The 25,690-nt window shown below is 67.6% G+C and carries 26 protein-coding genes and 1 riboswitch; of the genes, 10 read left to right on the top strand and 16 right to left on the bottom strand.

The features are described 5' to 3' along the window. Positions 1-93 precede the first annotated feature (93 nt). The 4 genes from J2P76_RS06075 (at position 94) to J2P76_RS06060 (ending at position 4,238) form a co-directional block, all read left to right on the top strand. On the top strand, positions 94-1,527 hold the full coding sequence (locus tag J2P76_RS06075; RefSeq protein WP_207405302.1) for a circularly permuted type 2 ATP-grasp protein: 1,434 nt from the start codon (positions 94-96) through the stop codon (positions 1,525-1,527). 2 nt (positions 1,528-1,529) lie between these two features. Beyond that, the gene (locus J2P76_RS06070) at positions 1,530-2,471 is read left to right on the top strand and encodes an alpha-E domain-containing protein (protein WP_207405300.1); all 942 of its coding nucleotides are present in this window, start codon (positions 1,530-1,532) and stop codon (positions 2,469-2,471) included. A gap of 18 nt (positions 2,472-2,489) precedes the next feature. Beyond that, complete coding sequence (locus J2P76_RS06065) at positions 2,490-3,293, top strand: transglutaminase family protein (RefSeq protein WP_207405298.1); 804 nt, start codon at positions 2,490-2,492, stop codon at positions 3,291-3,293. An 84-nt stretch (positions 3,294-3,377) separates the two neighbouring features. Further along, positions 3,378-4,238, top strand: a complete 861-nt coding sequence (locus J2P76_RS06060; RefSeq protein WP_207405296.1) for a proteasome-type protease — start codon at positions 3,378-3,380, stop codon at positions 4,236-4,238. A 106-nt stretch (positions 4,239-4,344) separates the two neighbouring features. Here the strand turns inward: J2P76_RS06060 and metF are convergent, their stop codons facing one another. The 3 genes from metF to ahcY form a co-directional block, all read right to left on the bottom strand. Beyond that, the gene (gene metF / locus J2P76_RS06055) at positions 4,345-5,190 is read right to left on the bottom strand and encodes a methylenetetrahydrofolate reductase [NAD(P)H] (RefSeq protein ID WP_207405294.1); all 846 of its coding nucleotides are present in this window, start codon (positions 5,188-5,190) and stop codon (positions 4,345-4,347) included. Between the two features lie 13 nt (positions 5,191-5,203). Further along, positions 5,204-5,539, bottom strand: coding sequence for a phage holin family protein (locus J2P76_RS06050; RefSeq protein WP_207405292.1), 336 nt, complete (start codon positions 5,537-5,539; stop codon positions 5,204-5,206). Positions 5,540-5,616: 77 nt separating this feature from the next. Next, positions 5,617-7,035, bottom strand: coding sequence for an adenosylhomocysteinase (gene ahcY, locus J2P76_RS06045; RefSeq protein ID WP_207405291.1), 1,419 nt, complete (start codon positions 7,033-7,035; stop codon positions 5,617-5,619). A gap of 100 nt (positions 7,036-7,135) precedes the next feature. Beyond that, positions 7,136-7,261: riboswitch (S-adenosyl-L-homocysteine riboswitch) on the bottom strand. 97 nt (positions 7,262-7,358) lie between these two features. On the opposite strand from ahcY, the gene J2P76_RS06040 reads away from it, so the two are divergent. Next, the gene (locus J2P76_RS06040) at positions 7,359-8,318 is read left to right on the top strand and encodes a Bug family tripartite tricarboxylate transporter substrate binding protein (RefSeq protein ID WP_207405289.1); all 960 of its coding nucleotides are present in this window, start codon (positions 7,359-7,361) and stop codon (positions 8,316-8,318) included. Positions 8,319-8,451: 133 nt separating this feature from the next. Here J2P76_RS06040 and J2P76_RS06035 read toward each other — a convergent pair whose 3' ends face one another. Next, positions 8,452-9,075, bottom strand: coding sequence for a response regulator transcription factor (locus J2P76_RS06035; RefSeq protein WP_207405287.1), 624 nt, complete (start codon positions 9,073-9,075; stop codon positions 8,452-8,454). Then, the gene (locus J2P76_RS06030; RefSeq protein WP_242697308.1) at positions 9,072-11,105 is read right to left on the bottom strand and encodes a PAS domain S-box protein; all 2,034 of its coding nucleotides are present in this window, start codon (positions 11,103-11,105) and stop codon (positions 9,072-9,074) included. Before J2P76_RS06030 ends, J2P76_RS06035 begins: the two co-directional genes overlap by 4 nt. A 60-nt stretch (positions 11,106-11,165) precedes the next feature. Here J2P76_RS06030 and J2P76_RS06025 point away from each other — a divergent pair, with 60 nt between their 5' ends. From J2P76_RS06025 to J2P76_RS06015, 3 genes are all read left to right on the top strand, one after another. Further along, entirely contained in the window at positions 11,166-12,170 is a 1,005-nt protein-coding gene (locus tag J2P76_RS06025) for a TRAP transporter substrate-binding protein (protein ID WP_207405283.1), read from the top strand. 121 nt (positions 12,171-12,291) lie between these two features. After that, positions 12,292-12,861 (top strand): TRAP transporter small permease, encoded by a 570-nt coding sequence (locus tag J2P76_RS06020; protein WP_207409130.1) that lies wholly within the window; start codon positions 12,292-12,294, stop codon positions 12,859-12,861. After that, positions 12,858-14,480 (top strand): TRAP transporter large permease, encoded by a 1,623-nt coding sequence (locus J2P76_RS06015; protein ID WP_207405281.1) that lies wholly within the window; start codon positions 12,858-12,860, stop codon positions 14,478-14,480. Before J2P76_RS06020 ends, J2P76_RS06015 begins: the two co-directional genes overlap by 4 nt. On the opposite strand, the gene J2P76_RS06010 is transcribed toward J2P76_RS06015, so the two are convergent. The 8 genes from J2P76_RS06010 to J2P76_RS05975 form a co-directional block, all read right to left on the bottom strand. Beyond that, the gene (locus tag J2P76_RS06010) at positions 14,449-15,501 is read right to left on the bottom strand and encodes a glycosyltransferase family 4 protein (protein WP_207405279.1); all 1,053 of its coding nucleotides are present in this window, start codon (positions 15,499-15,501) and stop codon (positions 14,449-14,451) included. The two genes, J2P76_RS06015 and J2P76_RS06010, sit on opposite strands and share 32 nt — an antisense overlap. A gap of 115 nt (positions 15,502-15,616) precedes the next feature. Further along, entirely contained in the window at positions 15,617-15,922 is a 306-nt protein-coding gene (locus J2P76_RS06005) for a helix-turn-helix domain-containing protein (RefSeq protein WP_431603379.1), read from the bottom strand. A 1-nt stretch (position 15,923) separates the two neighbouring features. Continuing rightward, positions 15,924-16,172 carry a type II toxin-antitoxin system RelE/ParE family toxin gene (locus J2P76_RS23830; RefSeq protein WP_431603413.1) on the bottom strand — a complete coding sequence of 83 codons (249 nt, stop codon included), beginning with the start codon at positions 16,170-16,172 and terminating at the stop codon, positions 15,924-15,926. Positions 16,173-16,309: 137 nt separating this feature from the next. Continuing rightward, the gene (locus J2P76_RS05995) at positions 16,310-16,525 is read right to left on the bottom strand and encodes a DUF1289 domain-containing protein (RefSeq protein ID WP_242697484.1); all 216 of its coding nucleotides are present in this window, start codon (positions 16,523-16,525) and stop codon (positions 16,310-16,312) included. 108 nt (positions 16,526-16,633) lie between these two features. After that, the gene (locus J2P76_RS05990; protein WP_207405273.1) at positions 16,634-17,518 is read right to left on the bottom strand and encodes an alpha/beta fold hydrolase; all 885 of its coding nucleotides are present in this window, start codon (positions 17,516-17,518) and stop codon (positions 16,634-16,636) included. Between the two features lie 30 nt (positions 17,519-17,548). Continuing rightward, positions 17,549-18,199, bottom strand: a complete 651-nt coding sequence (leuD, locus tag J2P76_RS05985; RefSeq protein WP_207405271.1) for a 3-isopropylmalate dehydratase small subunit — start codon at positions 18,197-18,199, stop codon at positions 17,549-17,551. Continuing rightward, positions 18,196-19,617 (bottom strand): 3-isopropylmalate dehydratase large subunit, encoded by a 1,422-nt coding sequence (gene leuC, locus J2P76_RS05980; protein WP_207405269.1) that lies wholly within the window; start codon positions 19,615-19,617, stop codon positions 18,196-18,198. Before leuC ends, leuD begins: the two co-directional genes overlap by 4 nt. Positions 19,618-19,651: 34 nt before the next feature. Beyond that, positions 19,652-20,635 carry a tripartite tricarboxylate transporter substrate binding protein gene (locus J2P76_RS05975; protein ID WP_207405267.1) on the bottom strand — a complete coding sequence of 328 codons (984 nt, stop codon included), beginning with the start codon at positions 20,633-20,635 and terminating at the stop codon, positions 19,652-19,654. A gap of 141 nt (positions 20,636-20,776) precedes the next feature. Here J2P76_RS05975 and J2P76_RS05970 point away from each other — a divergent pair, with 141 nt between their 5' ends. Next, positions 20,777-21,700, top strand: a complete 924-nt coding sequence (locus J2P76_RS05970) for a LysR family transcriptional regulator (RefSeq protein WP_207405265.1) — start codon at positions 20,777-20,779, stop codon at positions 21,698-21,700. A gap of 31 nt (positions 21,701-21,731) precedes the next feature. On the opposite strand, the gene J2P76_RS05965 is transcribed toward J2P76_RS05970, so the two are convergent. Continuing rightward, positions 21,732-22,730 carry a Bug family tripartite tricarboxylate transporter substrate binding protein gene (locus J2P76_RS05965; RefSeq protein WP_207405263.1) on the bottom strand — a complete coding sequence of 333 codons (999 nt, stop codon included), beginning with the start codon at positions 22,728-22,730 and terminating at the stop codon, positions 21,732-21,734. Between the two features lie 36 nt (positions 22,731-22,766). Further along, positions 22,767-23,402: an RraA family protein gene (locus J2P76_RS05960; protein WP_242697483.1), complete on the bottom strand. Its 636-nt coding sequence runs from the start codon at positions 23,400-23,402 to the stop codon at positions 22,767-22,769. Positions 23,403-23,571: 169 nt separating this feature from the next. Between J2P76_RS05960 and J2P76_RS05955 the strand changes: the two genes are divergently transcribed. Beyond that, on the top strand, positions 23,572-24,285 hold the full coding sequence (locus J2P76_RS05955; RefSeq protein WP_207405259.1) for a GntR family transcriptional regulator: 714 nt from the start codon (positions 23,572-23,574) through the stop codon (positions 24,283-24,285). Between the two features lie 71 nt (positions 24,286-24,356). Here J2P76_RS05955 and metK read toward each other — a convergent pair whose 3' ends face one another. Next, positions 24,357-25,520, bottom strand: a complete 1,164-nt coding sequence (metK, locus tag J2P76_RS05950; protein ID WP_207405257.1) for a methionine adenosyltransferase — start codon at positions 25,518-25,520, stop codon at positions 24,357-24,359. Positions 25,521-25,690 lie beyond the last annotated feature (170 nt).

Here is a 25,690-nt window from a genome sequence, read left to right as displayed (position 1 = left end):
GATGCGGCATAGCGCATGCAGCCCCGCCCCCGCTTCGGGCCGCAGGCTCCATCCGGATCACGCGGCAGGCCCGAATCGTATACAGGAGGAGCCATGCAGCATCCACAGCCTGCGCCCGCGGCGGCGTATGACGAAATGGTTGACGCGTGCGGCGAAGTGCGGCCCCACTACCAGGCCTTCTCGCAGTGGCTGGCGCAGCAACCCGCCGATGCCATGGCGGCGCGGCAGATCGAGGCCGACCTGAGCTTCCGGCGCGTGGGCATCACCTTCTCGGTGGCCGGCGACGAGGCCGGCACCGAGCGGCTCATTCCCTTCGACCTGGTCCCGCGCATCATTCCGGCCGACGAATGGCAACGCCTGGACGCCGGGCTGAAGCAGCGGGTGCGCGCGCTGAACCTGTTCATCCACGACATCTACCACGGCCACGACATCGTGCGGGCCGGCGTGGTGCCGGCCGAACAAGTCTTCCTGAACGCGCAGTACCGCCCCGAGATGCAGGACGTGGACGTGGCCGAAGACATCTATTGCCATATCGCAGGCGTGGACATCGTGCGGGCCGGCGCCGGCGAGTTCTATGTGCTGGAAGACAATCTGCGCGTGCCCTCGGGCGTGTCGTACATGCTGGAAAACCGCAAGATGTCGATGCGGCTGATGCCCGAGGCGTTCGGCCGCGTCAAGGTCAAGCCGGTGGCGCACTACCCCGACCTGCTGCTGGACAACTTGCGCGAGGTGGCGCCGCGCAGCACCGACGACCCCACCGTGGTGGTGCTGACGCCGGGCATGTACAACTCGGCCTACTTCGAGCATGCCTTCCTGGCCCAGCAGATGGGCGTGGAACTGGTCGAAGGCCAGGACCTGTTCGTCGAGCAGAACACGGTGTACATGCGCACCACGCGCGGTCCGCGCCGGGTGGACGTCATCTACCGCCGCGTCGACGACGACTTCCTCGATCCGCTGAGCTTTCGCGCCGATTCGGCGCTGGGCGTGCCGGGGCTGCTGTCGGTGTATCGCGCCGGCCGCGTCACCCTGGCCAACGCCATCGGCACCGGCATCGCCGACGACAAGTCCACGTACCAGTACGTGCCCGACATGATCCGCTTCTACCTGCGAGAAGAGCCCATTCTGGCCAACGTGCCCACCTGGCGCTGCTCGCGCCCCGACGAGCTGTCGCACGTGCTGGCCCACATGCATGAGCTGGTGGTGAAAGAAGTGCACGGCGCGGGCGGCTACGGCATGCTGGTGGGGCCGTGTTCAACGCGCGCGCAGGTCGAAGCCTTCAAAGAGCGCGTGCGCAGCCGGCCGGCCAACTACATCGCCCAGCCCACGCTGGCGCTGTCGACCGTGCCCACTTATGTCGAATCGGGCGTGGCGCCGCGCCACGTCGACCTGCGCCCCTATGTGCTGTGCGGCAAGGAAATCCGCACCGTGCCGGGCGGCCTGTGCCGCGTGGCGCTGGTCGAAGGCTCGCTGGTGGTCAACAGCAGCCAGGGCGGCGGCACCAAGGACACCTGGGTACTGGGAGACTGACCATGCTGAGCCGCACCGCCGACAACCTGTTCTGGATGTGCCGCTATATCGAGCGGGCCGAGAACACCGCGCGCATGCTGGACGTGAACCTGCAGATGTCGCTGATGCCCCAGGACACCGCCACCCGCGACAGCCTGTGGCGCGCCGTGCTGCACATTTCCGAGTTGCAGCATGGCTACGACGCGCGCTATCCGGCCGTCACGCCGCTGGACGTGCTGCACTACATGGTGCGCGAACCGGCCAACCCGTCGTCCATCTACGCCTGCCTGCGCGCCGCCCGCGAAAATGCCCGCGCCGTGCGCGGCAGCCTGACCACGGAAGTCTGGGAAACCTACAACACCACCTGGCTGGAACTGCAGCGGCACCTGCAGGACCAGCTGCCCGAGCGCAGCCCGGGCAAGTTCTTCGAATGGGTGAAGTTCCGCGCCCACCTGGCGCGCGGCGTGACCATCGGCACCATGCTGGAAGACGAGGCCCTGCACTTCCTGCGCCTGGGCATGCACCTGGAACGCGCCGACAACACGGCGCGCCTGCTGGATGTGAAGTTCCACGAAGCCGACGGCGACACGCCGGCGCGCGCCAGCGAGTTCTACCGCTGGTCGGCGCTGCTGAGCTCGGTGTCGGGCCTGGAAATCTACCGCAAGGTCTACCGCGACGTGATCACGCCCGACCGCGTGGCCGAACTGCTGATCCTGCGCCCCGACATGCCGCGCTCGCTGGTGGCGTCGGTGCAGGCGCTGACCGGCGACCTGGCGCGCGTGTCGAACCAGCGCTCGGCCGAAACCGAAAGGCGCGCCGGCCTGCTGCACGCCGAACTGCGCTATGGCCGCGTCGAAGACATTCTGCGCGGCGGCCTGCACCGCTACCTGGAACGCTTCCTGGACCGCATCAACGACCTGGGCAACCGCATCAGCCAGGATTTCCTGGTGCCGCTGGCCGCCTGAAGCCCGCTGGAGACCCGCATGAAGCATCTCATCAGGCACGTCACGCAATACCGCTACACGGCGCCGGTCAGCTACAGCATCCAGACCCTGCGCCTGACGCCGCGGCAGGACGAGCACCAGCGCACCCTGCGCTGGCGCATCGACGCGCCCGGCCCGCTGGAACAGCAGATGGATGCCTACGGCAACATCACCCACATGCTGACCCTGACGCGCCCGCACGACAGCATCGAGCTGTGCGTCACCGGCCAGGTCGACATCGCCCCGCTGCCCGACGGCCGCCTGCGCCCCGAAGACAACCGCCTGCCCGTGCACGCCTATTGCGTGCAGACGCCGCTGACCCAGGCCGACGAGGTCATTCTCGATTTCGCGCGCGGCGCCCTGCCCGGCGGCCTGCGCGCCCCGGCCGACGCGCTGGCGCTGGCCGGCGCCATCTGCGACCGCGTAGCTTACGAGCCGGGCACTACCGACGTGACCACCGCCGCCGGCCAGGTGCTGGCCCTGGGCCATGGCGTCTGCCAGGACCACGCCCACCTGTTCCTGGCCTGCGTGCGCGGCCTGGGGGTGCCCGCCCGCTACGTCAGCGGCTACCTGTACACCGAAGCCGAGCACGCCGCCAGCCATGCCTGGGCCGACGTCTGGCTGGCCGACAGCGGCTGGATCAGCATCGACATCACCAACCGCCAGTTCGCGTCGGACTGCCATTGCCGGCTGGCGGTGGCGCGCGACTATGACGCCGCCTCGCCGGTGCGCGGCGTGCGCCACGGCGGCGGAGACGAGTCGATGGCCGTATCGGTGCACGTGCAGGCCGCCGCCCAGCAGTAAATGGGGCCGGTACGGGCCGGCGGCAAGCCGGCGCGCCGGCCAGACTGCCCCTACAATACGCCAGCCGTTTTTCACCCTACGACCATGACTTACTGTGTTGCCGCCTGCCTGGACGCGGGCCTGGTTTTTCTGTCCGACTCGCGCACCAATGCGGGCGTCGACCAGGTCAGCGTTGCCCGCAAGCTCAATGTCTTCGAACAGCCGGGCGACCGCGTCATGGTGCTGCTGACCTCGGGCAACCTGGCCATCAGCCAGGCCGTGGTGAACCTGCTGGCCCAGCTGGACAGCGACAGCCCCGACTCGCTGTGGTCCGCGCCCGACATGTACGAGGCCGCGCGCCGCGTGGGCGAGGCCGTGCGGCGCGTGCACGACCGCGACGCCGAAGCCCTGAGCGAGCATGGCGTCGACTTCAACATCAACCTGATCTTCGGCGGACAGATCGGCGCCGAACGCAGCCGGCTGTTCCAGATCTATTCGGCCGGCAACTTCATCGAGTCCAGCCCCGACGTGCCTTATGTGCAGATCGGCGAGGCCAAGTACGGCAAGCCCATTCTCGACCGCGTGCTGCGCCCCGACACCTCGCTGGACGAAGCCGCCAAGTGCGCGCTGATCTCGATGGACTCGACCCTGCGCTCGAACATTTCCGTGGGGCTGCCGCTGGACATGCTGGTGTACGACAGCGGCGCGCTGTGCGTCACGCACTTCGCGCACATCGACGAAGACAACGAATACTTCCGCATGATCCGCAAGACCTGGGGCGAACGCCTGCGCCAGGTGTTCGCCGAGATCGCCGACCCCACCTGGACCGAAGCCCAGGCCACCGGCTCGCTGGCCGCGGCCGGCCGCCTGCACCAGCCGCACCGGCTGACGCCCGGCGGCAACACCGCCGACCCCGCGCCGCTGCAAGTGCTGGCGCAAGACCCGGGACGCTCGCAGGCCAGTTGACGGGACACCGTACGACTGAGACGGCTGCGGCTTACTGCGGTGTCAGGCACCTGACGGAGCCTGACACCAGGGCTATAGACGCCGTCGTTCGCAGCCAGGCGCCGGGTTACCCCAGATCGAGTTCGCGCCAGATCGCCAGCGGCGCTTCGGCGTGATTCAGCGTGTAAAAGTGCAGGCCCGGCGCGCCGTTGTCGAGCAGGGTCTGGCACAGTTCGCCCACCACGTCGACGCCGAAGGCGCGGATGGATGCCTTGTCGTCGCCGAATTCGGCCAGCCGCAGGCGGATCCAGCGCGGAATCTCGGCGCCGCACATTTCAGAGAACCGCACCAGCTGCGAATGATTGGTGATGGGCATGATGCCCGGCACGATGGGGATGGACACCCCCTTGCCCTGGGCGCGGTCGACGAAGTCGAAGTAGGCGTCGGCGTTGAAGAAATACTGCGTGATGGCCGCGTCGGCGCCGGCGTTGACCTTGGACACGAAGTGGTTCAGGTCGGCGGCCGGGCTGGCGGCCTGCGGATGCATTTCGGGATAGGCGGCCACTTCGATATGGAACGCGTCGCCCGTTTCAGCGCGGATGAAGGCCACCAGGTCGGCCGCGTAACGCAATTCGCCGGCATCGCCGCCCATGCCCGAAGGTAGGTCGCCGCGCAGCGCCACCAGGCGCCGCACGCCCTGTTCGCGATAGGCCGACAGAATGTCGCGCAGGTTGTCGCGCGTGGCGCCGATGCACGACAAGTGCGGGGCGGCGTCGCAGCCCAGGTTCTGCAGCATGCGCACCGTGTCGGCCGTGCCGGCGCGGGTGGAACCGCCCGCGCCGAACGTGACGCTGACATAGCGCGGCTGGATGGCCAGCATCTGCTTGGCCGCGCGCACCAGCCGCTCTTGGGCGGCGATGTCGCGCGGGGGGAAGAACTCCAGGCTCAGGGCGGGAGTGGAAGATCCAGTCATCGGGTAGGAAAAGTCAGGGGATCAGGCGCGAAAGCAGGCCGGAAATGATGCTGTACAGAATGGCGCCGGCCACGGCCCACCAGAAGCCGCTGACCTGGAAACCGCGCAGGATCGAGCCGGCCAGCCAGAACAGCAGCGCATTGAGCACGATCAGGAAGAGCCCCAGCGTGACAATGGTGATGGGCAGCGTCAGCAGCACCAGCACCGGCTTGACCAGCATGTTCAGCAAGCCCAGCACCAGCGCGGCAATCAGTGCCGAACCGAAGCTGGCCACGGTAATGCCGGGCAGCAGGTAGGCCACGGCCAGCAGGGCCACGGCGTTCAAGATCCAGACGAGTATCAGGGTCATTGCGATCTCCGGTAAGGCGCCAGGGCGCTGGCGGGAACGGCCGCGCATACCGCGGCCGTTCTTATTGTGCTACAGGATCAGTAGCGGTAGTGATCCGGCTTGTACGGGCCTTCGACCGGCACGCTGATGTAGTCGGCCTGGTCCTGGCGCAGCGAGGTCAGCTTGACGCCCAGCTTCTTCAGGTGCAGGCGCGCCACTTTCTCGTCCAGGCGCTTGGGCAGCACATAGACCTGGCCGCGCGTGTACGCGTCGTTGCGGGTGTACAGCTCGATCTGCGCAATGGTCTGGTTGGCGAACGACGACGACATCACGAACGAGGGGTGCCCGGTGGCGCAGCCCAGGTTCACCAGCCGGCCCTTGGCCAGCAGGATGATGCGCTTGCCGTCGGGGAACACCACGTGGTCGACCTGCGGCTTGATTTCTTCCCATTGGCAGTCGTCCAGCGCGGCCACGTCGATTTCGTTGTCGAAGTGCCCGATGTTGCAGACGATGGCCTGGTCTTTCATGGCCTGCATGTGCTCGCGGGTGATGACGTGGTAGTTGCCGGTGGCGGTGACGAAGATGTCGGCATGGGCGGCGGCTTCTTCCATGGTGACGACCTTGTAGCCTTCCATGGCGGCCTGCAGCGCGCAGATCGGGTCGATTTCGGTGACCCACACCTGGGCGCGCAGCGCAGCCAGCGCCTGGGCGCAACCCTTGCCCACGTCGCCGTAGCCGGCCACCACGGCGACCTTGCCGGCCACCATGACGTCGGTGGCGCGCTTGATGCCGTCGACCAGCGATTCGCGGCAGCCGTACAGGTTGTCGAACTTGGACTTCGTGACCGAGTCGTTGACGTTGATGGCGGCGAAGGCCAGTTCGCCCTTTTGCGCCATCTGGTACAGGCGGTGCACGCCGGTGGTGGTTTCTTCGGTTACGCCCTTGATCTGCGCCAGGCGGGTCGAATACCACTTGGGGTCGCGCGCCAGGGTCTGCTTGATGGCGGCGAACAGCACGCGCTCTTCTTCGCTGCCCGGCTTGGCCAGCACCGAGGCGTCCTGCTCGGCGCGGGCGCCCAGGTGCAGCAGCAGCGTGGCATCGCCGCCGTCGTCCAGGATCATGTTGGCGTGGCGGCCTTCGGGCCATTCGAAAATGCGGTGCGTGTACTGCCAGTACTCTTCCAGGGTCTCGCCCTTGACGGCGAACACCGGCGTGCCGGTGGCGGCAATGGCGGCGGCGGCGTGGTCTTGCGTCGAGAAGATGTTGCACGAGGCCCAGCGCACTTCGGCGCCCAGCGCCACCAGCGTCTCGATCAGCACGCCGGTCTGGATGGTCATGTGCAGGCTGCCGGCAATGCGGGCGCCCTTCAGCGGCTGGCTGGCCGCGAACTCTTCGCGGATGGCCATCAGGCCCGGCATCTCGGTTTCGGCGATGGCCAATTCGCGGCGGCCCCAGGCGGCCAGCGACATGTCGGCAACGTGGTAATCGGCAACGGCTTGGTCGGATACGGCGTTCATGGTGTGTGCTCCGGTAGAAAAAACAACGGCGATGCGCGTCGCGGACGGCCGTACGGAACACCCAGGATGGAAAGGGGCCCGCCTTTATCGCCCGCTGCGACAAAGGTGAGCGCCGTTGCTGGGCGCCGCCGCGGCGGCGCCTGGTGAGATTCCTGAGCCTGGCAACCCAGCCGGCCGGCCCGCGCATCGGGGGCAGGCCAGGGTCGTCGCAGCGCTCCTCAGGACTGACCGGGATTGTACCGGGTGGCGCGCAGCTTGCAACAGTCAGGCGCGCGTCAGACGTTCGCCGATACAGTGATCGCCCCGCAAACAGGAGACCTATCATGCGCAAGTTACATCATTACCTGGCCAGCGCCGCCTGCGGGCTGGCCCTGCTGGGCGCCGCCGGCGCGGCCCAGGCGGCATGGCCCGAGCGGCCCATTACCCTGGTGGTGCCGTTTCCGCCGGGCGGCACCACTGACATGGTGGGCCGGCCGCTGGCGCAGGCCCTGTCGCAGCGGCTGGGCCAGCCGGTCATCGTGGACAACCGCTCGGGCGCGGGCGGCACCATCGGGGCGGCCGACGCGGCCCGCGCCAAGGGCGACGGCTATACGCTGTTCCTGGCCACCATCGCCCACACGATCGCGCCGTCCACCTACGAACACCTGACCTACGACTTCCAGAAAGACTTCGCGCCGATCACCACCATCGCGTCGTCCCCCAACATCCTGATCGTGAACAAGAAGCTGCCGGTGAAGTCGGTACAAGACCTGCTGAAGTACGCCAAGGCGCATCCCGGCGAACTGAATTTCGGCTCGGCCGGCATCGGCAGCACCGAGCACCTGGCGGGCGAATTGTTCAAGCGCATGGCGCACATCGACATCCAGCACGTGCCCTACAAGGGCGGCGCGCCCATGATGTCCGACCTGATGGGCGGGCAGATCCAGATGGCGCTGGAAACCAGCGGCTCGGCGATGGCGCAGGTGCGGGCCAAGACCGTGACGGCGCTGGGCGTCAGCAGCCCCAAGCCCAGCCCTTACTTTGCCGGCATCCCGGCCATCGACGAATCCGGCGTGCCGGGCTACACCTTCGAAACCTGGTACGGCCTGATGGCGCCCGCCGGCACTCCGGCCGACGTGCAGGCCAAGCTGTACCAGACCACGGTCGAAGCGCTGAAATCGCCCGAAATGCAGCAGGTATTGAAAACCATCGGCGCCCAGGCCGGCGGCGAACCCCCGGCCGAATTCGGCAAGTTCATCGCCAGCCAGACCAAGAAGTGGCATGACATCCTGAAGGGCGGCTAGAAACAGGGATTTCGCATTTCAGGTGTCCGACTCCCGCAGGGTGTCAGACACCGACGTGTGCAGCGGCTATCTCAACAGCGCGGTGTCAGGCACCTGGCGGAGCCTGACACCTGGGGAGACCTGGGCAAGGCGGCTAAGGCGTGGCTTCGGGCCCGGCCTGCTGCGTCCAGAGCTGGGCCAGCCCGACCGCGCTCTTGACTTCGAGCTTGGCGAACAGCCGGGCACGGTGCACTTCCACGGTGCGCACGCTGATGTTCAAGGCGTCGGCGATTTCGCGGTTGGTGTGGCCGGCCACGATGTGGCTGGCGATGTCGCGCTCGCGCGGGGTCAGCACATCGAGCGCGGCGGCGGCGCGTCCGGGCGCGGCGCTTGCCGCGTCGACATGCGCCAGGCTTTCGAGCACGCGGTCGACCAGTTGGTTGCCGGAATACGGTTTTTCCAGAAAATAGTAGGCGCCGCCGCGCAGGGCCTCGACCGCCATGGGAATGTCGCCGTGGCCGGTCAGGAAGATCACGGCATGGTGCGGGGCCAGGCCGCGCTCTTTCAGGGTTTCGAACAGCTCCAGGCCGCTCATGCCGGCCATGCGCACATCCAGCAGCAGGCAGGCGGGCTCGCGGGCCAGGCCCGCGGCATCCCACTCGCGCAGGAACTCGCCGCCCCCGGCATAGCTGTTCAGGCTGAGCCCGCGCGACCGGAACAAGGCATCCAGCGCATCGCGCACGACTTCGTCATCGTCGACCAGGTAGATTTTTTTCATGCTTGCCCCTTCTGCCTGCAGGCCGGCAAATCGAAGTAGAACCGCGCGCCCACCTCCAGCGCTTCGTAGCGCAGTTGCGCGCGCATGCGCTCCAGCGCGGAACGGCACACCGCCAGCCCCATGCCCATGCCCTGCGGCTTGGTGGTGAAGAACGGCGCCTCGAGCGCCTGGCGGGCGTCGTCGATCAGGCCATGGCCCCAGTCGCGCACCGCCACGCGCTGGCGGCCGGGGCCTTCGTCCGGCAGGGCCTCGACGGTGATCAGCACGCGCCGGGCGGCGGGCGGCAGGTGCGCCATGGCGTCGAAGGCGTTGCGGGTCAGGTTCAATAGCACCTGTTCCAGCAAGACCCGGTCGGCCAGCACGGGCGGCAGGCCCGCCGGCGCCTGCACCTGCACCGCCTCGCCGCTGCGGGTGGTCTGCAGCCGCACCAGCGGCAGCAGCTCTTCGGCCACTTCGGCCAGCGCCACCGGCGCCAGCGCCGGGTCGGCCTTGCGCACGAAATCATGCACCCGGCCGATGATCTGGCCGGCCCGCTCGGACTGGATGCGCGCCTTCGACACCAGCGCATGCACATCGCCGTCCACGTCGCGGGCGGCGGCCGCCTCGCGGTCGGCGTAGTCCAGCAGGTTGGAAGCCGCCGAACAATAGCTGTTGATGGCGGCCAGCGGCTGGTTCAGTTCGTGCGCCAGGGCCGAGGCCATTTCGCCCATGGTCATCAGGCGCGCCATGTGGTTCATGCGCTCGTCTTGCAGGCGCTGGAATTCCTGCGCCCGCTTCTGTTCGGTGATGTCCATGATGGAAGCCATCCAGCCCGTCTGGCGGCCGTTGCCGTCGAGCAGCGGCGCTTCGCTGACCAGTACCGTCAGGCGCGAGCCGTCGCGCCGAAGGTACACCGACTCGTACGCGTCGGACGACAGAGTGCGGGCCAGCAGCTGCTCGTGGCGGCGGCGCGACTGCTCGGCGTTTTCGGGCGCCCAGTAGGGCATGGGCGGCAGCCGGCCGATCAGCTCTTCGGCCCGGTAGCCCACCATTTCACAGAAAGCCGGGTTGGCATAGATGATGCGCCCGTCCAGATCGCGCGCGCGCAGGCCCGACATCAGGGAATTTTCCATGGCCTGGCGCAGCGCCTGCTGTTCGCGCAGGGCCGCTTCGGCGCGGGTGCGCCGCATCAGGTCGCGCCACAGCGCCCACACGCACCAGGCCAGCAGCAGCGACAGCGCCACCACCGCGCCGGTCAGAATGTTGGGCACCACGCGCGGCACGCCGCGCGTACTGTTGGCGTTCAGAAAAAACTGCTGCCCGGCGATCTCGGTTTCCATGCGGTGGGTGTACACGCCGCGCCCCATGACGCCGGGGTCGCGCACCGCCAGCACCACGCCGCCGAGATCGGTCAGGGTGACTTCGTTGTCGTGCGCGAACCACCAGGGCAGGGTGTCGCTGAGCAACTGCGGCAGCGACAGCAGGGCCACCAGGGCATTGCCGGGCTCGTCGCCCTGCGCGGGCACCGCCACCAGCAGCGTGCCCAGCTCGGGCGCGCCGGCCCACAGCATGGCCGCGGGCCGGTCCAGCCGCAGGGCGCGGTCCAGCACATCCTGCCACAGACCCGCCTGGCCGGCCGCCCCGGCCGGCGCGCGCGGAAAACAGCGGCGCAGCTTGCGCGCGGCGTCGACCCGGCACAGCAGGCGCACCTCGGGGCTGCGCTGCAGCAGCTCGGCGGCGCGGCGCTCGAATACGTAGGCGTCGGTGGGCGTATCGATGTCCAGGTCGCGCGACAGCACCTGGATCGATTCGATCATGCGGTGGGCCTCGAAGCTCAGCGCCTGTTCGGCCCAGAGCGTGTCCGAGATCATCTGTTCTTCGCGCCGCTCGTGCTCCAGCCCGCGCGACAGCAGCAGCGCCACCACCGCGCCGGCCACGATCAGCAGGATCGCGGCCAGCGGCAGCCCGACGCGCCAATGCTGGCGCGCCTGGCGGCGCCAGCGCGAAAAATGTGGGAAGTACGTATTGTCAGTGTCAGACGGGTCCAACATACTCGCCATCCAATAAAGGCCTCAGCCTAGACAAGCCAAGACTTTACACAAGGAGACCCCATGCGGATGCGATTTTTCATCGCCGGCCTGTGCCTGTCCACTGCCGGCATCACGGGCACGGCCCTGGCCGCCGAAGAGCCCATCATCATCAAGTTCAGCCACGTCGTGGCCACCGACACCCCCAAGGGCAAGGCGGCCGAACAGTTCAAGAAGCTGGCTGAAGAACGCACCCATGGCCGCGTCAAGGTCGAGGTCTACCCCAATAGCCAGCTGTACAAAGACAAAGAAGAGCTTGAAGCCCTGCAGCTGGGCTCGGTGCAGATGCTGGCGCCGTCGCTGGCCAAGTTCGGCCCGCTGGGCGTGCGCGAATTCGAAGTTTTCGACCTGCCCTACATGTTCGACAGCTACGACGAACTGCACAAGGTCACCGAAGGCCCGGTGGGCAAGCAGCTGATGGCCAAGCTCGATTCCAAGGGCATCATCGGCCTGGCCTTCTGGGACAACGGCTTCAAGGTCATGACCGACAACAAGCCGCTGCGCGAGCCGGCCGATTTCCGCGGCCAGAAGATGCGCATCCAGTCGTCCAAGGTGCTGGATGCCCAGTTCCGGGCGCTGGGCGCCATTCCGCAAGTGATGGCGTTCTCCGAGGTCTACCAGGCCCTGCAGACCGGCGTGGTCGACGGCACCGAAAACACGCCGTCCAACGTCTACACGCAGCGCATGAACGAAGTGCAGAAGTACCTGACGCTGTCCAACCATGGCTATATCGGCTATGCGGTGATCGTGAACAAGAAGTTCTGGGAAGGCCTGCCTTCCGATATCCGCACCACGCTCGAAGGCGCCATGCGCGATGCCACCACCTACGGCAACGAAATCGCCAAGAAAGAAAACGACGACGCCCTTGAAAAAATCAAGGCCGCCGGCAAGACCGAGTTCATCACCCTGACGCCCGAACAAAAGGCCGACTGGAAAAAGGCCCTGTCCAAGGTCCACAAGCAGCAGGAAAGCCGCATCGGCAAAGACCTGATCCAGGCCATCTACCAGGCCACCGGCAACACGATGTAATCCGCATGCCGCGGCCGGTTCCGGCCGCGGCAGCCCTGCCGCCTTGCGGCCCTGATCTTTCTCTCGCGCCGCGCGCCGTCCTGGCCCTGCCCGGCCGCCGCCATACGCCCCCCAAGCCATGATGAAACTGCTCGATCACCTGGAAGAATGGCTGATCAGCTTCCTGATGGGAGCTGCCACGCTGATCGTCTTCCTGGCGGTGCTGCACCGCTACGCCTCCGGCGTCAACCTGCCCGCCCTGCAAGACTGGCTGCTGTCCATGGACGTCAGCTGGGCCCAGGAACTGTGCATCTACATGTTCGTCTGGATGGCGAAATTCGGCGCCGCCTACGGCGTGCGCACCGGCATCCACGTTGGCGTGGACGTCATGATCAACCGCCTGCGGCCCGAAACGCGCAAGGTGTACATCGTGGCGGGCCTGCTGGCCGGCGCGCTGTTCACCGGCGTGGTGGGCACGCTGGGCGCCCAGTTCGTGTGGGCCCTGTCACAAACCACCCAGGTTTCGCCCGACCTGGAAGTGCCGCGCTGGATCGTCTTCCTGTGCGTGCCGCTGGGCTCGTACCTGATGTGCTTCCGCTTCCTGCAAGTGTGCGTGCACTTCCTGAAGCACGGCGACCTGCCCAAGCACGACCATTCCCAGGTCGAGGGCCTGGACGAACCCGACGCCAACGCACCCGGAGCCCACGCATGAGCGCCACTTCGCCCCTGTTGGTGCCCGCCCAGGGCAGCCCGCGCACCACGCGCATCATCTTCATCATCCTGGCACTGGTGCTGGGCGGCCTGCTGTTCGCGTTCGGCAAGACGGCCTTCATCTTCTGCCTGCTGATCGTGCTGCTGCTCACCGGCATGCCCGTGTCGATCGCGCTGGGCCTGACGGTGCTGACGTACCTGTTCACCATGACCGACGTGCCCACGCAGTCGGTGGCCATGAAGCTGTTCACGGGCATCGAGAACTTCGAGATCATGGCGATCCCGTTCTTCATCCTGGCCGGCGGCTTCCTGACCCACGGCGGGGTGGCGCGCCGCATGATCAACTTCGCCACCAGCATCGTCGGCCACCTGCATGGCGGCCTGGGGCTGGCCGGCGTGCTGGCCTGCGCGCTGTTCGCGGCGATCTCGGGCTCCAGCCCGGCCACGGTGATGGCCATCGGCTCGATCATCCTGCCGGCCATGGTGCGCCAGGGCTTCCCCAACCGCTTCGGCGCCGGCATCATCACCACCTCGGGCTCGCTGGGCATCCTGATCCCGCCGTCGATCGTGATGGTGCTGTATTCGGTGTCCACCAACACCTCGGTGGGCGATCTGTTCATCGCCGGCGTGGTGCCCGGCATTCTGCTGGCGCTGCTGCTCGGCTTCGTCACCTGGTTCATCGCGCGGCGCAACAACTACCCGCGCTTCCGCGAGTTCGAACAGCACGGCACGGCCGCCGCCACCGCGCATGCGCTGTGGGGCCTGCTGCTGTGCGTGCTGTTCACCACCGTGCCGGCCGCCGTGCTGATCGGGCTGCTGTATGCCGTGCTGTCTTACGCGGCGCCCGACGTCGCCGACGGCATCGGCCTGTTCGGCGTGATCATCTCGCTGGTGTGGCTGTACGCGGCCTACCGGCTGGGCCGCGGTTTCAGGCACCCCGTGCTGCTGCGCTTCGAGGCCCAGCGCGTCTGGAGCACGTACTGGGAAAGCGTGTGGGGCCTGCTGCTGATCGTGGTGGTGATGGGCGGCATCTATGCGGGGGTGTTCACGCCCACCGAAGCCGCCGCCATGAGCGCCGTGTACGCGTTCTTCGTGTCGGTATTCGTGTACCGCGACATGCCCCTGAAGAAGATCCCCAAGGTGCTGCTGGATTCGGCCAGCATGAGCGCCATGCTGCTGTACATCATCACCAACGCGGTGCTGTTCTCGTTCCTGATGACGTCCGAGAACATTCCGCAGCTGATGGCCAGCTGGATCCTGGCGCAGGGGCTGGGGCCGATCGCCTTCCTGCTGGTGGTCAACGTGCTGCTGCTGTTGGCCGGCAACGTGATGGAGCCCTCTTCCATCGTGCTGATCATGGCGCCCATTCTGTTCCCGGTGGCGCAGAAGCTGGGCATCGATCCCATCCACTTCGGCATCCTGATCGTGATCAACATGGAAGTGGGGATGTGCCACCCGCCGGTGGGCCTGAACCTCTACGTGGCCAGCGGCATCACGCGCATGGGCATCACCGAGCTCACCGTGGCCGTGGCTCCCTGGCTGCTGTCGATGATCGGCTTCATGCTGCTGATCACCTACGTGCCCGAAATCACGCTGTGGTTGCCGAACCTGCTGCGGTAGGCCAGTCGGCCGCCCTGGCCGGTGTCAACGGCACCAGGGCGGCCAGCAGGTCATGCGCGATCTTTTCCCAGGTGCGCTTGAGCGCGCCTTCGCGCACGCCGGCGCGGTCCAGTTCCAGCGCCTGGCGGCAGGCCATGCCCAGGTCGTCGTTGACGAAGCCGGTAGAGCCGGCCTCGATTACGGCCAGCGGGGCCTCGGTATGGAAAGCCGCCACAGGAGTGCCGCAGGCCATGGCTTCCAGCATCACCAGCCCGAAGGTATCGGTCAGGCTGGGAAACACGAACACATCGGCGGCCGAATAGTAGGCCGGCAGCTTGTCGTCGGCCTGCATGCCGGTGAAGTGCGCTTGCGGGTACGCCTTGCGCAGGCGCGCCTCGTCGGGCCCGGCGCCCACCACCACCTTGCTGCCGGGCAGGTCCAGCGACAGGAAGGCGTCCAGGTTCTTCTCGCGCGCCACGCGGCCCACGCTCAGGAAGATGGGCCGCGGCAGGTCGGGAAACGCATCGCGCGGGCCCGGGCGGAAATGCGCGGCATCGACGCCGCGCGACCACACCCGCAGATTCGCCAGGCCCCGCGCCGCCACGATGTTGCGCACGGTGGGGGTGGGCACCAGCACGCAGGCCGACGGCCGGTGGAACCAGCGCATGTATCGCCAGGGCAGCGACGCCGGAATGCCCATGCGGGCCTGCAGGTAATCGGGAAACAGGGTGTGGAACGAAGTGGTGAAGCGCCAGCCCCGGCGCAGCGCCATGCGGCGGGCCGCCAGGCCCAGCGGCCCTTCGGTGGCGATATGCAGCGCGTCGGGCACCGTGTCGCCCAGCACCCGCCGCAACTGCCGGCCCGGCGTCAGGCACAGCCGCAGTTCCGGCTCGGACGGCGCCGGCACGGTGCGCGCGCCGTTCGGGCTGACCACGATGAGCTCATGGCCCCACAGCGTCAGCAGGCGCTGCATGGTGGTCCAGGTGCGAACCACGCCATTGACCTGCGGCGGCCAGGCGTCGGTGACAAGCACGATGCGCATGCGGGTTCTCCGGGACGGAAGCGTGGGCAATAGCGGGATTTAGCCTGCGCGATGTGACCGGACCAAGACAGAAATGTGACAGGAGCGGGACAAGGCCGCGCCTGGCCTGGAGATATCAGGCCAGTACCGCCAGGCCCTTGCGTTCCACCAGATTCAGCAGCTTCAGCGAAGGCCCATTGGGGTGTTTGTCGCCCCGCTCCCATTTTTGTATGGTCGACGGACTGGTATTCAGATAAGCGGCGAAAACGGCCTGGCTGGCGTGGCAGCGCAACCGCAACTGCTTGATATCAGCGGCCGTGTACTCTTTGATGGGCGGTAGGCAGGTGGCGTCGAACTCCCGCATGGTCTGCGCATCGATCAAACCGATGTCGGCGAAATCCTGGGCCGTCTCATGTAGCGTCTTCAATAACCGGCTGGCCACGTCATACCTCGATCAAGACTCCCTGCTGCAACGCAAGCTGCAATTGTGCCGGGGTCAATCTCAATTGCACCTGAACTAATTGCTTCAACGCCTTGAGTTCTCTGTTGCTAATGCTCGCACGCTCGCTTTTGGCAAATCCGTACACAAAAACCGCTCGGTCATTCAGACGGTATGCCACCAGTGTGCGCGCACCACCCCCGTTTCCCTCGCCCTGGCAGGCCGATGCGCATTGTGAAGGATGATGGTAGATGAATTATACCACTTAGTGGTATAGAAAAAACCGTGCCCCTTCTGGCACGAACCTCGCGGCCAGAGCCTCAAATCAACGATTATTCTGATCAGGCCACGGCATCCGCGCCAGAGTGGTGCGGGATGAAAACGCCCGCCTCACCCCTTGCGCCGCGGATACCCCTGGGCCCGGATGCGCTGCCAGACGACCTGTTTTTCTTCGTCGGTCATGAACACCCAGTTGGACACTTCCATTGCGGTGCGGCCGCAGCCGCGGCAGATTTCGTCGAACAAGGTCGAGCAGACCGCCACGCAGGGCGAATCGGTGGCGGTGAAGGCTTGCTGCGCCGCGTCGGCGCAAATCGAATCGGGCATGCTGCCGCCCTTTGCTTGGGTGTTGCTGCTCATGCGGCGCAGCTTACCACCGCTAGTGCGTCCCTTTTTAGATGGCCCTGCTGGCAGAACGGATAGCGCGGGCCGCCGTCAGCCAAACAGTTTGGTCGCCTCTTGCAGCACCAGTTCGGGCACCTCTTCAGCCAAGTAGTGCGCGCCCGGCAAGGCCCGGCCCGCCACGTCGTCGGCCACCGCGCGCCACAGGCCCAGCACGTCGAAATTGCGCCCCACGGCGCCGCGCTCGCCCCAAAACACCCGCAGCGGCTGGCGCAGCCGCTCGCCGCCCAGCCGGCCGGCGCGGTCATGCTCCAGGTCGATGGTGGCCGAAGCCCGGTAGTCTTCGCAGATGCCGGTGGGCCAGCCGGGCAGGCCGGCGCAGCGTTCGTATTCGGCCAGGGCCCGCGGCGCGAACAGGGCCAGCCCGCCCGGCCGGCCGCCCATCACCGAACGCACATAAAACGCCGGGTCGCGCCCGATCATGGTCTCGGGCAGCGGCGCCGGCTGGATCAGCCAGAACCAGTGGTAGTACGCCTGGGCGAACGCGCGCGTGGTGCCCTCGTACATGTCGAGCGTGGGGGCGATGTCCAGCAGCATCAGGCGCCCGACGCGCCGCGCATGGTCCAGCGCCAGGCGATGCGCCACCCGCGCGCCGCGGTCGTGCGCCAGCACGTCGAAAGTGTCGAAGCCCAGCGCGGTCATCAGCGCGGCCATGTCGCGCGCCATTTCGCGCTTGGAATGCGCCGCGTGATCTGCCGATGCCGCCGGCTTGCCGCTGTCGCCGTAGCCGCGCAGGTCGGCGGCGACGCAGGTGCGGTAGCGCGTCAGCCCGGGCCACACCCGGTGCCAGATGGCGTGGGTCTGCGGATGCCCGTGCAGCAGCAGCAAGGGCGGCCCCGAGCCCTGCACGCGGGTGGCGATGCGGGTTCCGTTGACCTGGAAAGTTTGCAGCGGCAAATCGAACAGCGTATCGGTCAAAATGCACTCCCTTGAATGAGGCCCGCGCGGTCAGCCCGCCGCGTCCAGCCGCGCGCGCACGCGCTGCGCCACATCGCGCATCCAGGGATGGCGGGCCCAGTGCGCGGCCTCGTAGCGGGCGATCTCGTCGAGCTGCCGCAGCGAGGCCCCCACCATGTCCTGGCCGTGGGCGAACATGTCGCGATGCCGGGCCGACAACTGGAACGGCGCCGCCCAGCCATCGGCGGCCGTCACGGCGCCGGCCAGCAGGTCGATCCGGACCTGGGGGCTGGCGGTATTGGACACCCGCTGCAGCAGCGCGTCCACCTGCGGAGCCGGCAGGGCCACCAGCAGCAGCCCGTTGTTCAGCGCGTTGAAAAAGAAAATCTCGCCGAAGCTCGGCGCGATCACGGCCCGGATGCCGAACTGCTGCAGCCCCCAGACGGCATGCTCGCGGCTGGATCCACAGCCGAAATTCGGGCCCGCCACCAGCACGGACGCCCCGGCGTACGCCGGCTGGTTCAGCACGAAATCCGCGCGCGGCCGGCCGGCTTCGTCGAACCGCAGGTCGTACAGCAGGCCACGGTCCAGCCCGGCCTTGTCGACAATGCGCAGGAACTGCTTGGGCATGATCTGGTCGGTGTCCAGGTTGCTGTAGGGCAGCGGCGCGGCTATGCCGGCGATGACGGAAGACGGTTTCATGCGGCCTGCTCCAGTGCGCGCGCATCGACGATACGGCCGGCCAGCGCGGCGGCGGCGGCCATGGCGGGGCTCATCAGGTGCGTGCGGCCGCCGCGTCCCTGGCGGCCTTCGAAATTGCGGTTGGTGGTAGACGCGCAGCGCTCGCCGGGGCGCAGCACGTCGTCGTTCATGGCCAGGCACATCGAACAGCCCGGCTGGCGCCATTCGAAGCCGGCCTCGATCAGCTGGGCGGCGATGCCCTCGGCCTCGGCCTGCGCTCGCACGGCGCCCGAGCCCGGCACCACCATGGCGCGCACGCCCGGCGCCACCTTGCGGCCGCGCACCAGCCCGGCCACCACCCGCAGGTCTTCGATGCGGCCGTTGGTGCACGAACCGATGAACACGCGGTCGATCGGCACGCCGGCAATGGGTGTGCCCGGCGCCAGGCCGATGTAGTCAATCGCCTTGCGCAGAGCGATGCGCGCCAGAGCATCGGGTTCGGCATCCGGGTCGGGCACGACGCCGCCGACCGGCAGGGCCTGGTCCGGGCTGGTGCCCCAGGTCACGAACGGCGCGATCGACGCCGCATCGAAAACATGCTCGAGCTCGAAACCCGCATCGGCATCGGAATACAGCGTGCGCCAGTGGGCGCGCGCAAGTTCCAGGTCGGCGCCGGCCAGATGCGGGGCATGCGCCTCGACATAGCGGCGCGTGGTGTCGTCGGGCGCGATCAAGGCGGCGCGCGCGCCGGCCTCGACGGTCATGTTGCACAGGGTCATGCGGGCTTCGGCCGACAGCGCGTCGATCGCCTGCCCGCAGTATTCCACCGCATAGCCCCGCGCGCCCTGCGTGCCCAGGCGGTGCACCACGTAGATCACCAGGTCTTTGGCCGACACGCCCAGCGGCAGGCTGCCGTCGACGCGCACCCGCATGTTGCGCGCCACGCGGTACACCAGCGCCTGCGTGGCCAGGATGTGTTCGACCTCGGACGTGCCGATGCCGAAGCCCAGCGCGCCCAGCGCGCCGTAAGTGGTGGTGTGGCTGTCGCCGCACAGCACCACCATGCCGGGCAGGATCATGCCGTGTTCGGGCGCCACCACGTGCTCGATGCCCTGCAGCGGGTCGGTGGTGTCGAACAGCGCAATGCCCTGCTCGTCGCAGTTGCGCTTCAGGTTGCGCGCCTGCAGCGACGAGGCCGGCTCCTGGATCACGCGCGCGGCGGCGGGCACGGCATGAGTGGGGATCACGTGGTCCACCACCGCCATCTGCTGGCCGGGCCGCAGCACGCGGCGGCCGCGTGCGGCCAGGCCGCTGAAGGCCTGCGGGCTGGTGTACTCGTTCATGATGTGCAGGTCGACATACAGCAGCACGTGCTCGCCGTCGATGCGGGCCACTTCATGGCTGGCCACCAGTTTGTCGTATAGCGTCATGCCGGGCATGATCGAAGTTCCTCGAGTTGAAAACGGCGCGGCCTCAGTTGGGCTGGATGCCGGCGGCCTTGATGATGCCGGCCCAGCGCGTCATCTCGGCCGCCACCATCTGGTCGGTCTGGGCCGGCGTGGACGCCAGCGCGTCGAACCCTTCGCGCTTCATGCGGTCGGTGACCTCGGGCGAGCGCAGCGCATCGCCCAGCTTGGCGTTCAGCGTGTCCACCACGGCCTGCGGCGTGCCGGCCGGCGCGCTGATCACGAACCAGGTGTTGAATTCATAATCGGGCAGCCCCGATTCGGCGATGGTGGGCACATTGGGCAACAGCGGCGAACGCGTCTTGCCGGTAACGCCCAGCGGCTTGAGCTTGCCGCTGTCCACCTGCGGCTTGGCCGCCGACAGCACCGGGAAGCTCATCTGCACCTGGCCGCCGATGGTGTCCAGCATGGCCGGGCCGCCGCCCTTGTAGGGCACGTGCAATATCTGCGTGTGCGACACCGACTTGAACAGCTCGGCGGCCATATGGAAGGTGCTGCCCATGCCGGCCGACCCGAAGCTCACTTCATTGGCCGGGCGGGCGCGCACGTATGCCAGCAGTTCGGCCACGCTGTTGACGGGCAGGCTGTTGGTCACCGTCAGCACGTGCTGCGACGTGGCCACCGTGCCTACCGAGCGCAGGTCTTTCAGCGTATCGAACGGCATGGTCTTGAACAGCGACGGGTTGATCGCCAGCGACATGGTGTTGATGGACAGCGTATAGCCATCCGGCTGGGCCCGCGCCACGGCGGCCATGCCGATATTGCCCGACGCCCCCGCGCGGTTCTCGATCACCACGCTCTGGCCCAGCTGCCTGGCCCAGGCGTCGGCGATCAGGCGCGCGGTGATGTCCACGCTGCCGCCCGGCGCGAACGGCGCCACCAGCGTAATGGCCCGCTGCGGAAAATCCTGCGCCAGCGCGGGCGCGGCGGCGCCACAGCAGGCGGCCAGGGCGGCCAGCAGCAGGGTGCGTCGGGATCGGGGCATAGTCATGGGTCGGTCTCCTCTAGGGGTGGGCGCTTCGCGGCCCTGGTTGATGTTGTGCGGCCAGTGTATAAGCCCATTTTGTTCTTATAATTAATTCACTGATAAAGCTTTATTCAATTCAATTTAATAATTGGCACGAGGCCCGCCATGGATGCCATGTCCGACCTGGCTTTCTTCTCGCTGCTGGTCAAGCACGGCAATCTGTCGGCCGCCGCGCGCGAATTGGGGCTGACGCCGCCGGCGGTCAGCACCCGGCTGGCCAACCTGGAACGGCGGCTGGGCGTGCGGCTGCTGAACCGCACCACGCGGCGCGTCAGCGTGACCCAGGAAGGCGAGCTTTATCTGGCGGAAGGCGGCCGCATCCTGGCCGACCTCGAAGCGCTGGAACGCAACGTCGCCAGCGCCCGCGCCCAGCCGCGCGGGCTGCTGCGCCTGAACGCCACGTTCGGGTTCGGCCGCGCCCACATCGTGCCGGCGGTGTCCGACTTCACGCGGCAATATCCCGAAGTGGAAGTACAGATGCGGCTGACCGACAGGCCGGTCAACCTGATGGACGAAGGGTTCGACGTGGCCGTGCGTTTCGGCGAAATACCCGACGCGCGCCTGACAGCCCGCAAGATCGCCTCGAACCGGCGGCTGCTATGCGCGTCGCCCCAGTATCTGCGCGCCCACGGCGAGCCGCGCGCGCCCGGCGACCTGCAGCGCCATCGCTGCATCGTGGTGCGCGAAAACGACGTGGCCTACGGCACCTGGCACCTGCGGTCCGGGCAGCGCGTGGAAACCGTCAAGGTGCGCGGCCCGCTCAGTTCCAACGACGGCCAAAGCGCCCTGGAATGGGCGCTGGACGGCCACGGCATCGTGATGCGATCGGAATGGGAAACCGCGGCGTATCTCAGGTCGGGGCGCCTGCGGCACGTCTTGCCCGACTGGAGCACGCCGCCGGCCGACATCCACGCCCTGTACCCCGAACGCCTGAACCTGCCAGCCAAGACCGTGGCGTTCGTGGATTTCCTGGTGCAGCGCTTTGCCGGCCATGTGCGGCCGCCGGGCGGCGACGATTGCGTGTGGTAGCGGCGGCGGGCGCCGCCGCCCGCCGCGCGCCTTAATCGACCTTGGCGTTCGAGCGCTGCACGATCTCTTCCCAGCGCGGCACTTCTTCTTTGATGAACGCGCTGAATGCGCCGGCATCGGCGCCGCCCATTTTGGCCGAGCCCATATCCGCCAGCTTGGACGCCACTTCGGGCGACGCCAGCGCGCGGTTGACGGCCTGGTTCAAACGCTGAGTCAGTGCCGGCGGCAGGCCGGCGGGCGCGAACACGCCGTACCAGTTGGTGATGACAAAGCCCTTGTAGCCCGACTCGACCATGGTCGGCAGGTCGGGGAAGGCGTCGGCGCGTTCGGCGCCGGTAGTGGCCAGCGGCTTGACCCGCCCGGCGCGCGCCTGCGGCAGCAGGGCCGCCGTGGTTTCGAAGGCGATCTGGATCTGGCCGGCGATGACGTCGGTCATGGCCGGGCCCTGGCCCTTGTACGGGATGTGCATCATATCGACGCCGGCGCGCAATTTCAGCAACTCGCCGGCCAGGTGCTGCGGGCTGCCGCTGCCGCCCGAGGCGAAGTTGTACTTGCCCGGCTCGCGCTTGAGCAGGTCCACCAGTTCACCCACGGTCTTGGCCGGCACCTTCGGGTTCACATACAGCACCAGCGGCACCGCGGCGACCTGCGCAATGGGCTGCAAGTCTTTGACGGGATCGATGCGCAGCTTGTACAGGTTGCGGTTGATGACCACGCCGGTGTTGTTGCCCAGCAGCAGCGTGCAGCCGTCCGGGTCCGCGCGCGCCACGAATTCCGTGCCGATATTGCTGCTGGCGCCGGCCTTGTTGTCGACCACCACCGGCACGCCCAGCGACTCCTGCAGCGACGGCGCCAGCAGGCGCGCCAGAATGTCGGTTGTGCCGCCCGGCGGATAGGGCGACACGAAACGCACATTGGGGCAGTCCAGCTTGTCGGCGGCCAGGGCCGGGGCGGCGGCGCCGCAGGCAGCCAGCGCCACGGCCGCGACGGCGGCCGCGCGTTGCGCGCGGGTGGGGAAAGTGAAAGGCATGTGAAGTCTCCTGTGTTGATTATGGGAATGGCGGGCCTATTGCGCCTGGCCGCGCTGCAGGGTGTGATAGCCATGCTTGCGGCGCGCGTCGCTCAGGCGCGCGCCCGCCAGCGCCTCGGCCAGGATGGCCGCTTCGACCTGGCGCGTGGCCAGGGCCCGGTCGAATACTTCGCGGGCGCGGGCGGCGGGCACCACCACCACGCCGTCCTGGTCGGCGGCCAGGATGTCGCCGGGGCAGACCCGCACATCGCCCAGGCTCACCGGCGCCTGCACGGCCTCGACCTGCACGCGGTCTTTGCCGGTGCGCATAAAGCGGCCGCGGCTATACAGGGGATAGCCGCAGGCATCGGCCTCGGCCGTGTCGCGGCATACGCCGTTGATCACCGTGCCGCCCACACCCCGCTGGCTGGCCAGCCGGCTCAGGATGCCGCCCCATACCGTGCAGTCGGCGCGGCCGGCGTTGTCCAGCACCACCACCGCGCCGGCCGGCACCTCGTCGATGAAATCGCCCACGGTGCCCTTTTCGGCCGTGTCCACCGGCGCAAAGCGCACCGTGTAGGCCGGCCCCAGCACGCGCGGCACGCCCGCCACGCAGCCGATACCCAGTGCGCTGCCCGGCAGGTGGAAAAAGTCCAGTGCATCGGAGATCTCGGCGGTGCTGAGCTCGCGCATGGCGTCGTTGATGGAAAAAACCTGCGTCACAAGGGCCTCCGGCGTCATCCTGGATTAATGGATGGCAATTTATACTATTTTGTCTGACAAAACAAACATAATTGATTGACCATGCCTGCCCGGCGACGTGCCTGTATAGTTGGCAGTCCTGTGATCTGGTCGCTGTCTGATGCCCACTGCCCCCGCCGATTCCGAACCCGCCCGCGTCCCCGGAACCCCCAAGCGCACGCAGGTTGCCGACATGCTGCGCGATGCCATGCTGTCCGGGCGGCTGCTGCCGGGCAGCAGGCTGATCGAGCGGGAAATCTGCGAGTTCACGCAGGCCAGCCGGCCGCTGGTGCGGGAAGCCATCCTGCAGCTCGAAATGGAAGGCTTCGTCTACAGCACGCCCAACCGCGGCTCGGTAGTGGCCACCCTGACCGCCGATGAAGCCGCCAACATCTACCAGGTGCGCGGCGTACTGGAAGGCCTGGCGGCGAAGAACTTCATCGCCATGGCCACCGCTGCCGAACGGCGCGCCCTGCGCGCCGCGCTCGACCAGCTGCAGGCCCGCATCGGCACCGGCGACGTGCCGGGCCAGCTGGCCAGTATCGAAGCCTTCTACGAGGCCCTGCTGGCGGGCTGCTACAACCCCACCCTGGCCGAAACCCTACGGCTGATGCACGGGCGCATCGCGCGGCTGCGCGCCACCTCTATTACTAGCCCAGGGCGGGCCAAGCAGTCGCACCAGGAAATGTCATTGATCGTCGACGCGATCGACGCCCACGACGAACAGGCCGCCTGGAACGCCTGCGTGCGCCACATGGAATTGACCGCGGCCGTGGCGCTGAAGGTGATCAGCCGCATCCAGCCCAAGCCTGCGGCGCGCAAGCGTCCGGGCTGACCACGGCCGCCAAAACAAAACCCCGCCACGAAGGGCGGGGTTTTGTTCCGGCCTTGAGGCCCGGCGCGGCGTCAGGCGCTTTTCTTCAGTGCCTGGACCTTGTCGGTGGCTTCCCACGAAAACTCGGGCTCGGCGCGGCCGAAATGGCCGTAGGCCGCCGTCTTGGCGTAGATGGGACGCAGCAGGTCAAGCATGTTGACGATGCCCTTGGGGCGCAGGTCGAAGTGCTCGCGCACCAGCTTGGCGATCTGGTCGTCGGGAATGACGCCGGTGCCTTCGGTGTAGACCGTGATGTTGATGGGCTCGGCCACGCCGATGGCGTAGCTGACCTGCACCTGGCACTGGCGCGCCAGGCCGGCGGCCACCACGTTCTTGGCCACGTAGCGGGCCGCGTAGGCCGCCGAACGGTCGACCTTGGACGGGTCTTTGCCCGAGAACGCGCCGCCGCCGTGCGGGCAGGCGCCGCCGTAGGTGTCGACGATGATCTTGCGGCCGGTCAGGCCGCAGTCGCCTTGCGGGCCGCCGATGACGAAGCGGCCGGTGGGGTTCACCAGGAACTTGGTCTTGGGGGTGATCAGGCCGTCAGGGAAGCTGGGCTTGATGATGTCTTCGATGACGGCCTCGTGGATGGCCGACTGCGAGATCTCGGGCGCGTGCTGGGTCGACAGCACCACGGTGTCGACCTCGGCCGGGCGGCCGTCGACGTAGCGGAACGTGACCTGCGACTTGGCGTCGGGGCGCAGCCACGGCAGGCGGCCGTCTTTGCGCAGTTCGCTCTGGCGCTGCACCAGGCGGTGCGCGTACCAGATGGGCGCCGGCATCAGGTCGGGGGTTTCGTCGCAGGCATAACCGAACATCAGGCCCTGGTCGCCCGCGCCCTGGTTCAGGTAGTCTTCGGACTTGCGGTCGACGCCCTGGGCGATGTCGGGCGACTGCTTGTCGTAGGCCACCAGCACCGCGCAGCCCTTGTAGTCGATGCCGTAGTCCGTGTTGTCGTAGCCGATGCGGCGGATGGTGTCGCGCGCCACCTGGATGTAGTCGACATTGGCCGTGGTGGTGATTTCACCGGCCAGCACCACCAGCCCGGTGTTGCACAGCGTTTCGGCGGCCACGCGGGCGTTGGGGTCTTGCGTGAAGATGGCGTCGAGGATGGAGTCGGAGATCTGGTCGGCGACCTTGTCCGGATGCCCTTCCGAGACGGATTCGGACGTGAAGAGAAAATCGTTGTTGGCCACGGATGCGTCCTTACGAAACCGGCTGGGCCGGCACACAGGTTTAACGAGGCGCGCTGCGCCCCGGATCTGAACCTGCCTGTGACGATCTGGGCGCGACGCTTTAGCGGATTTTGCCTGAAACGCATGCCGCGCCCCGGGCGTCGCCCCGCAAGTTGTCGGTTAACTCGGCG

The sequence above is a fragment of the Bordetella petrii genome (assembly GCF_017356245.1).
GTDB classification, from domain to species: Bacteria; Pseudomonadota; Gammaproteobacteria; order Burkholderiales; family Burkholderiaceae_B; genus Bordetella_A; species Bordetella_A petrii_D.
The sequence above is the reverse complement of the archived record's forward strand: the minus strand, read 5'-3'. Positions and strand labels throughout refer to the sequence as shown.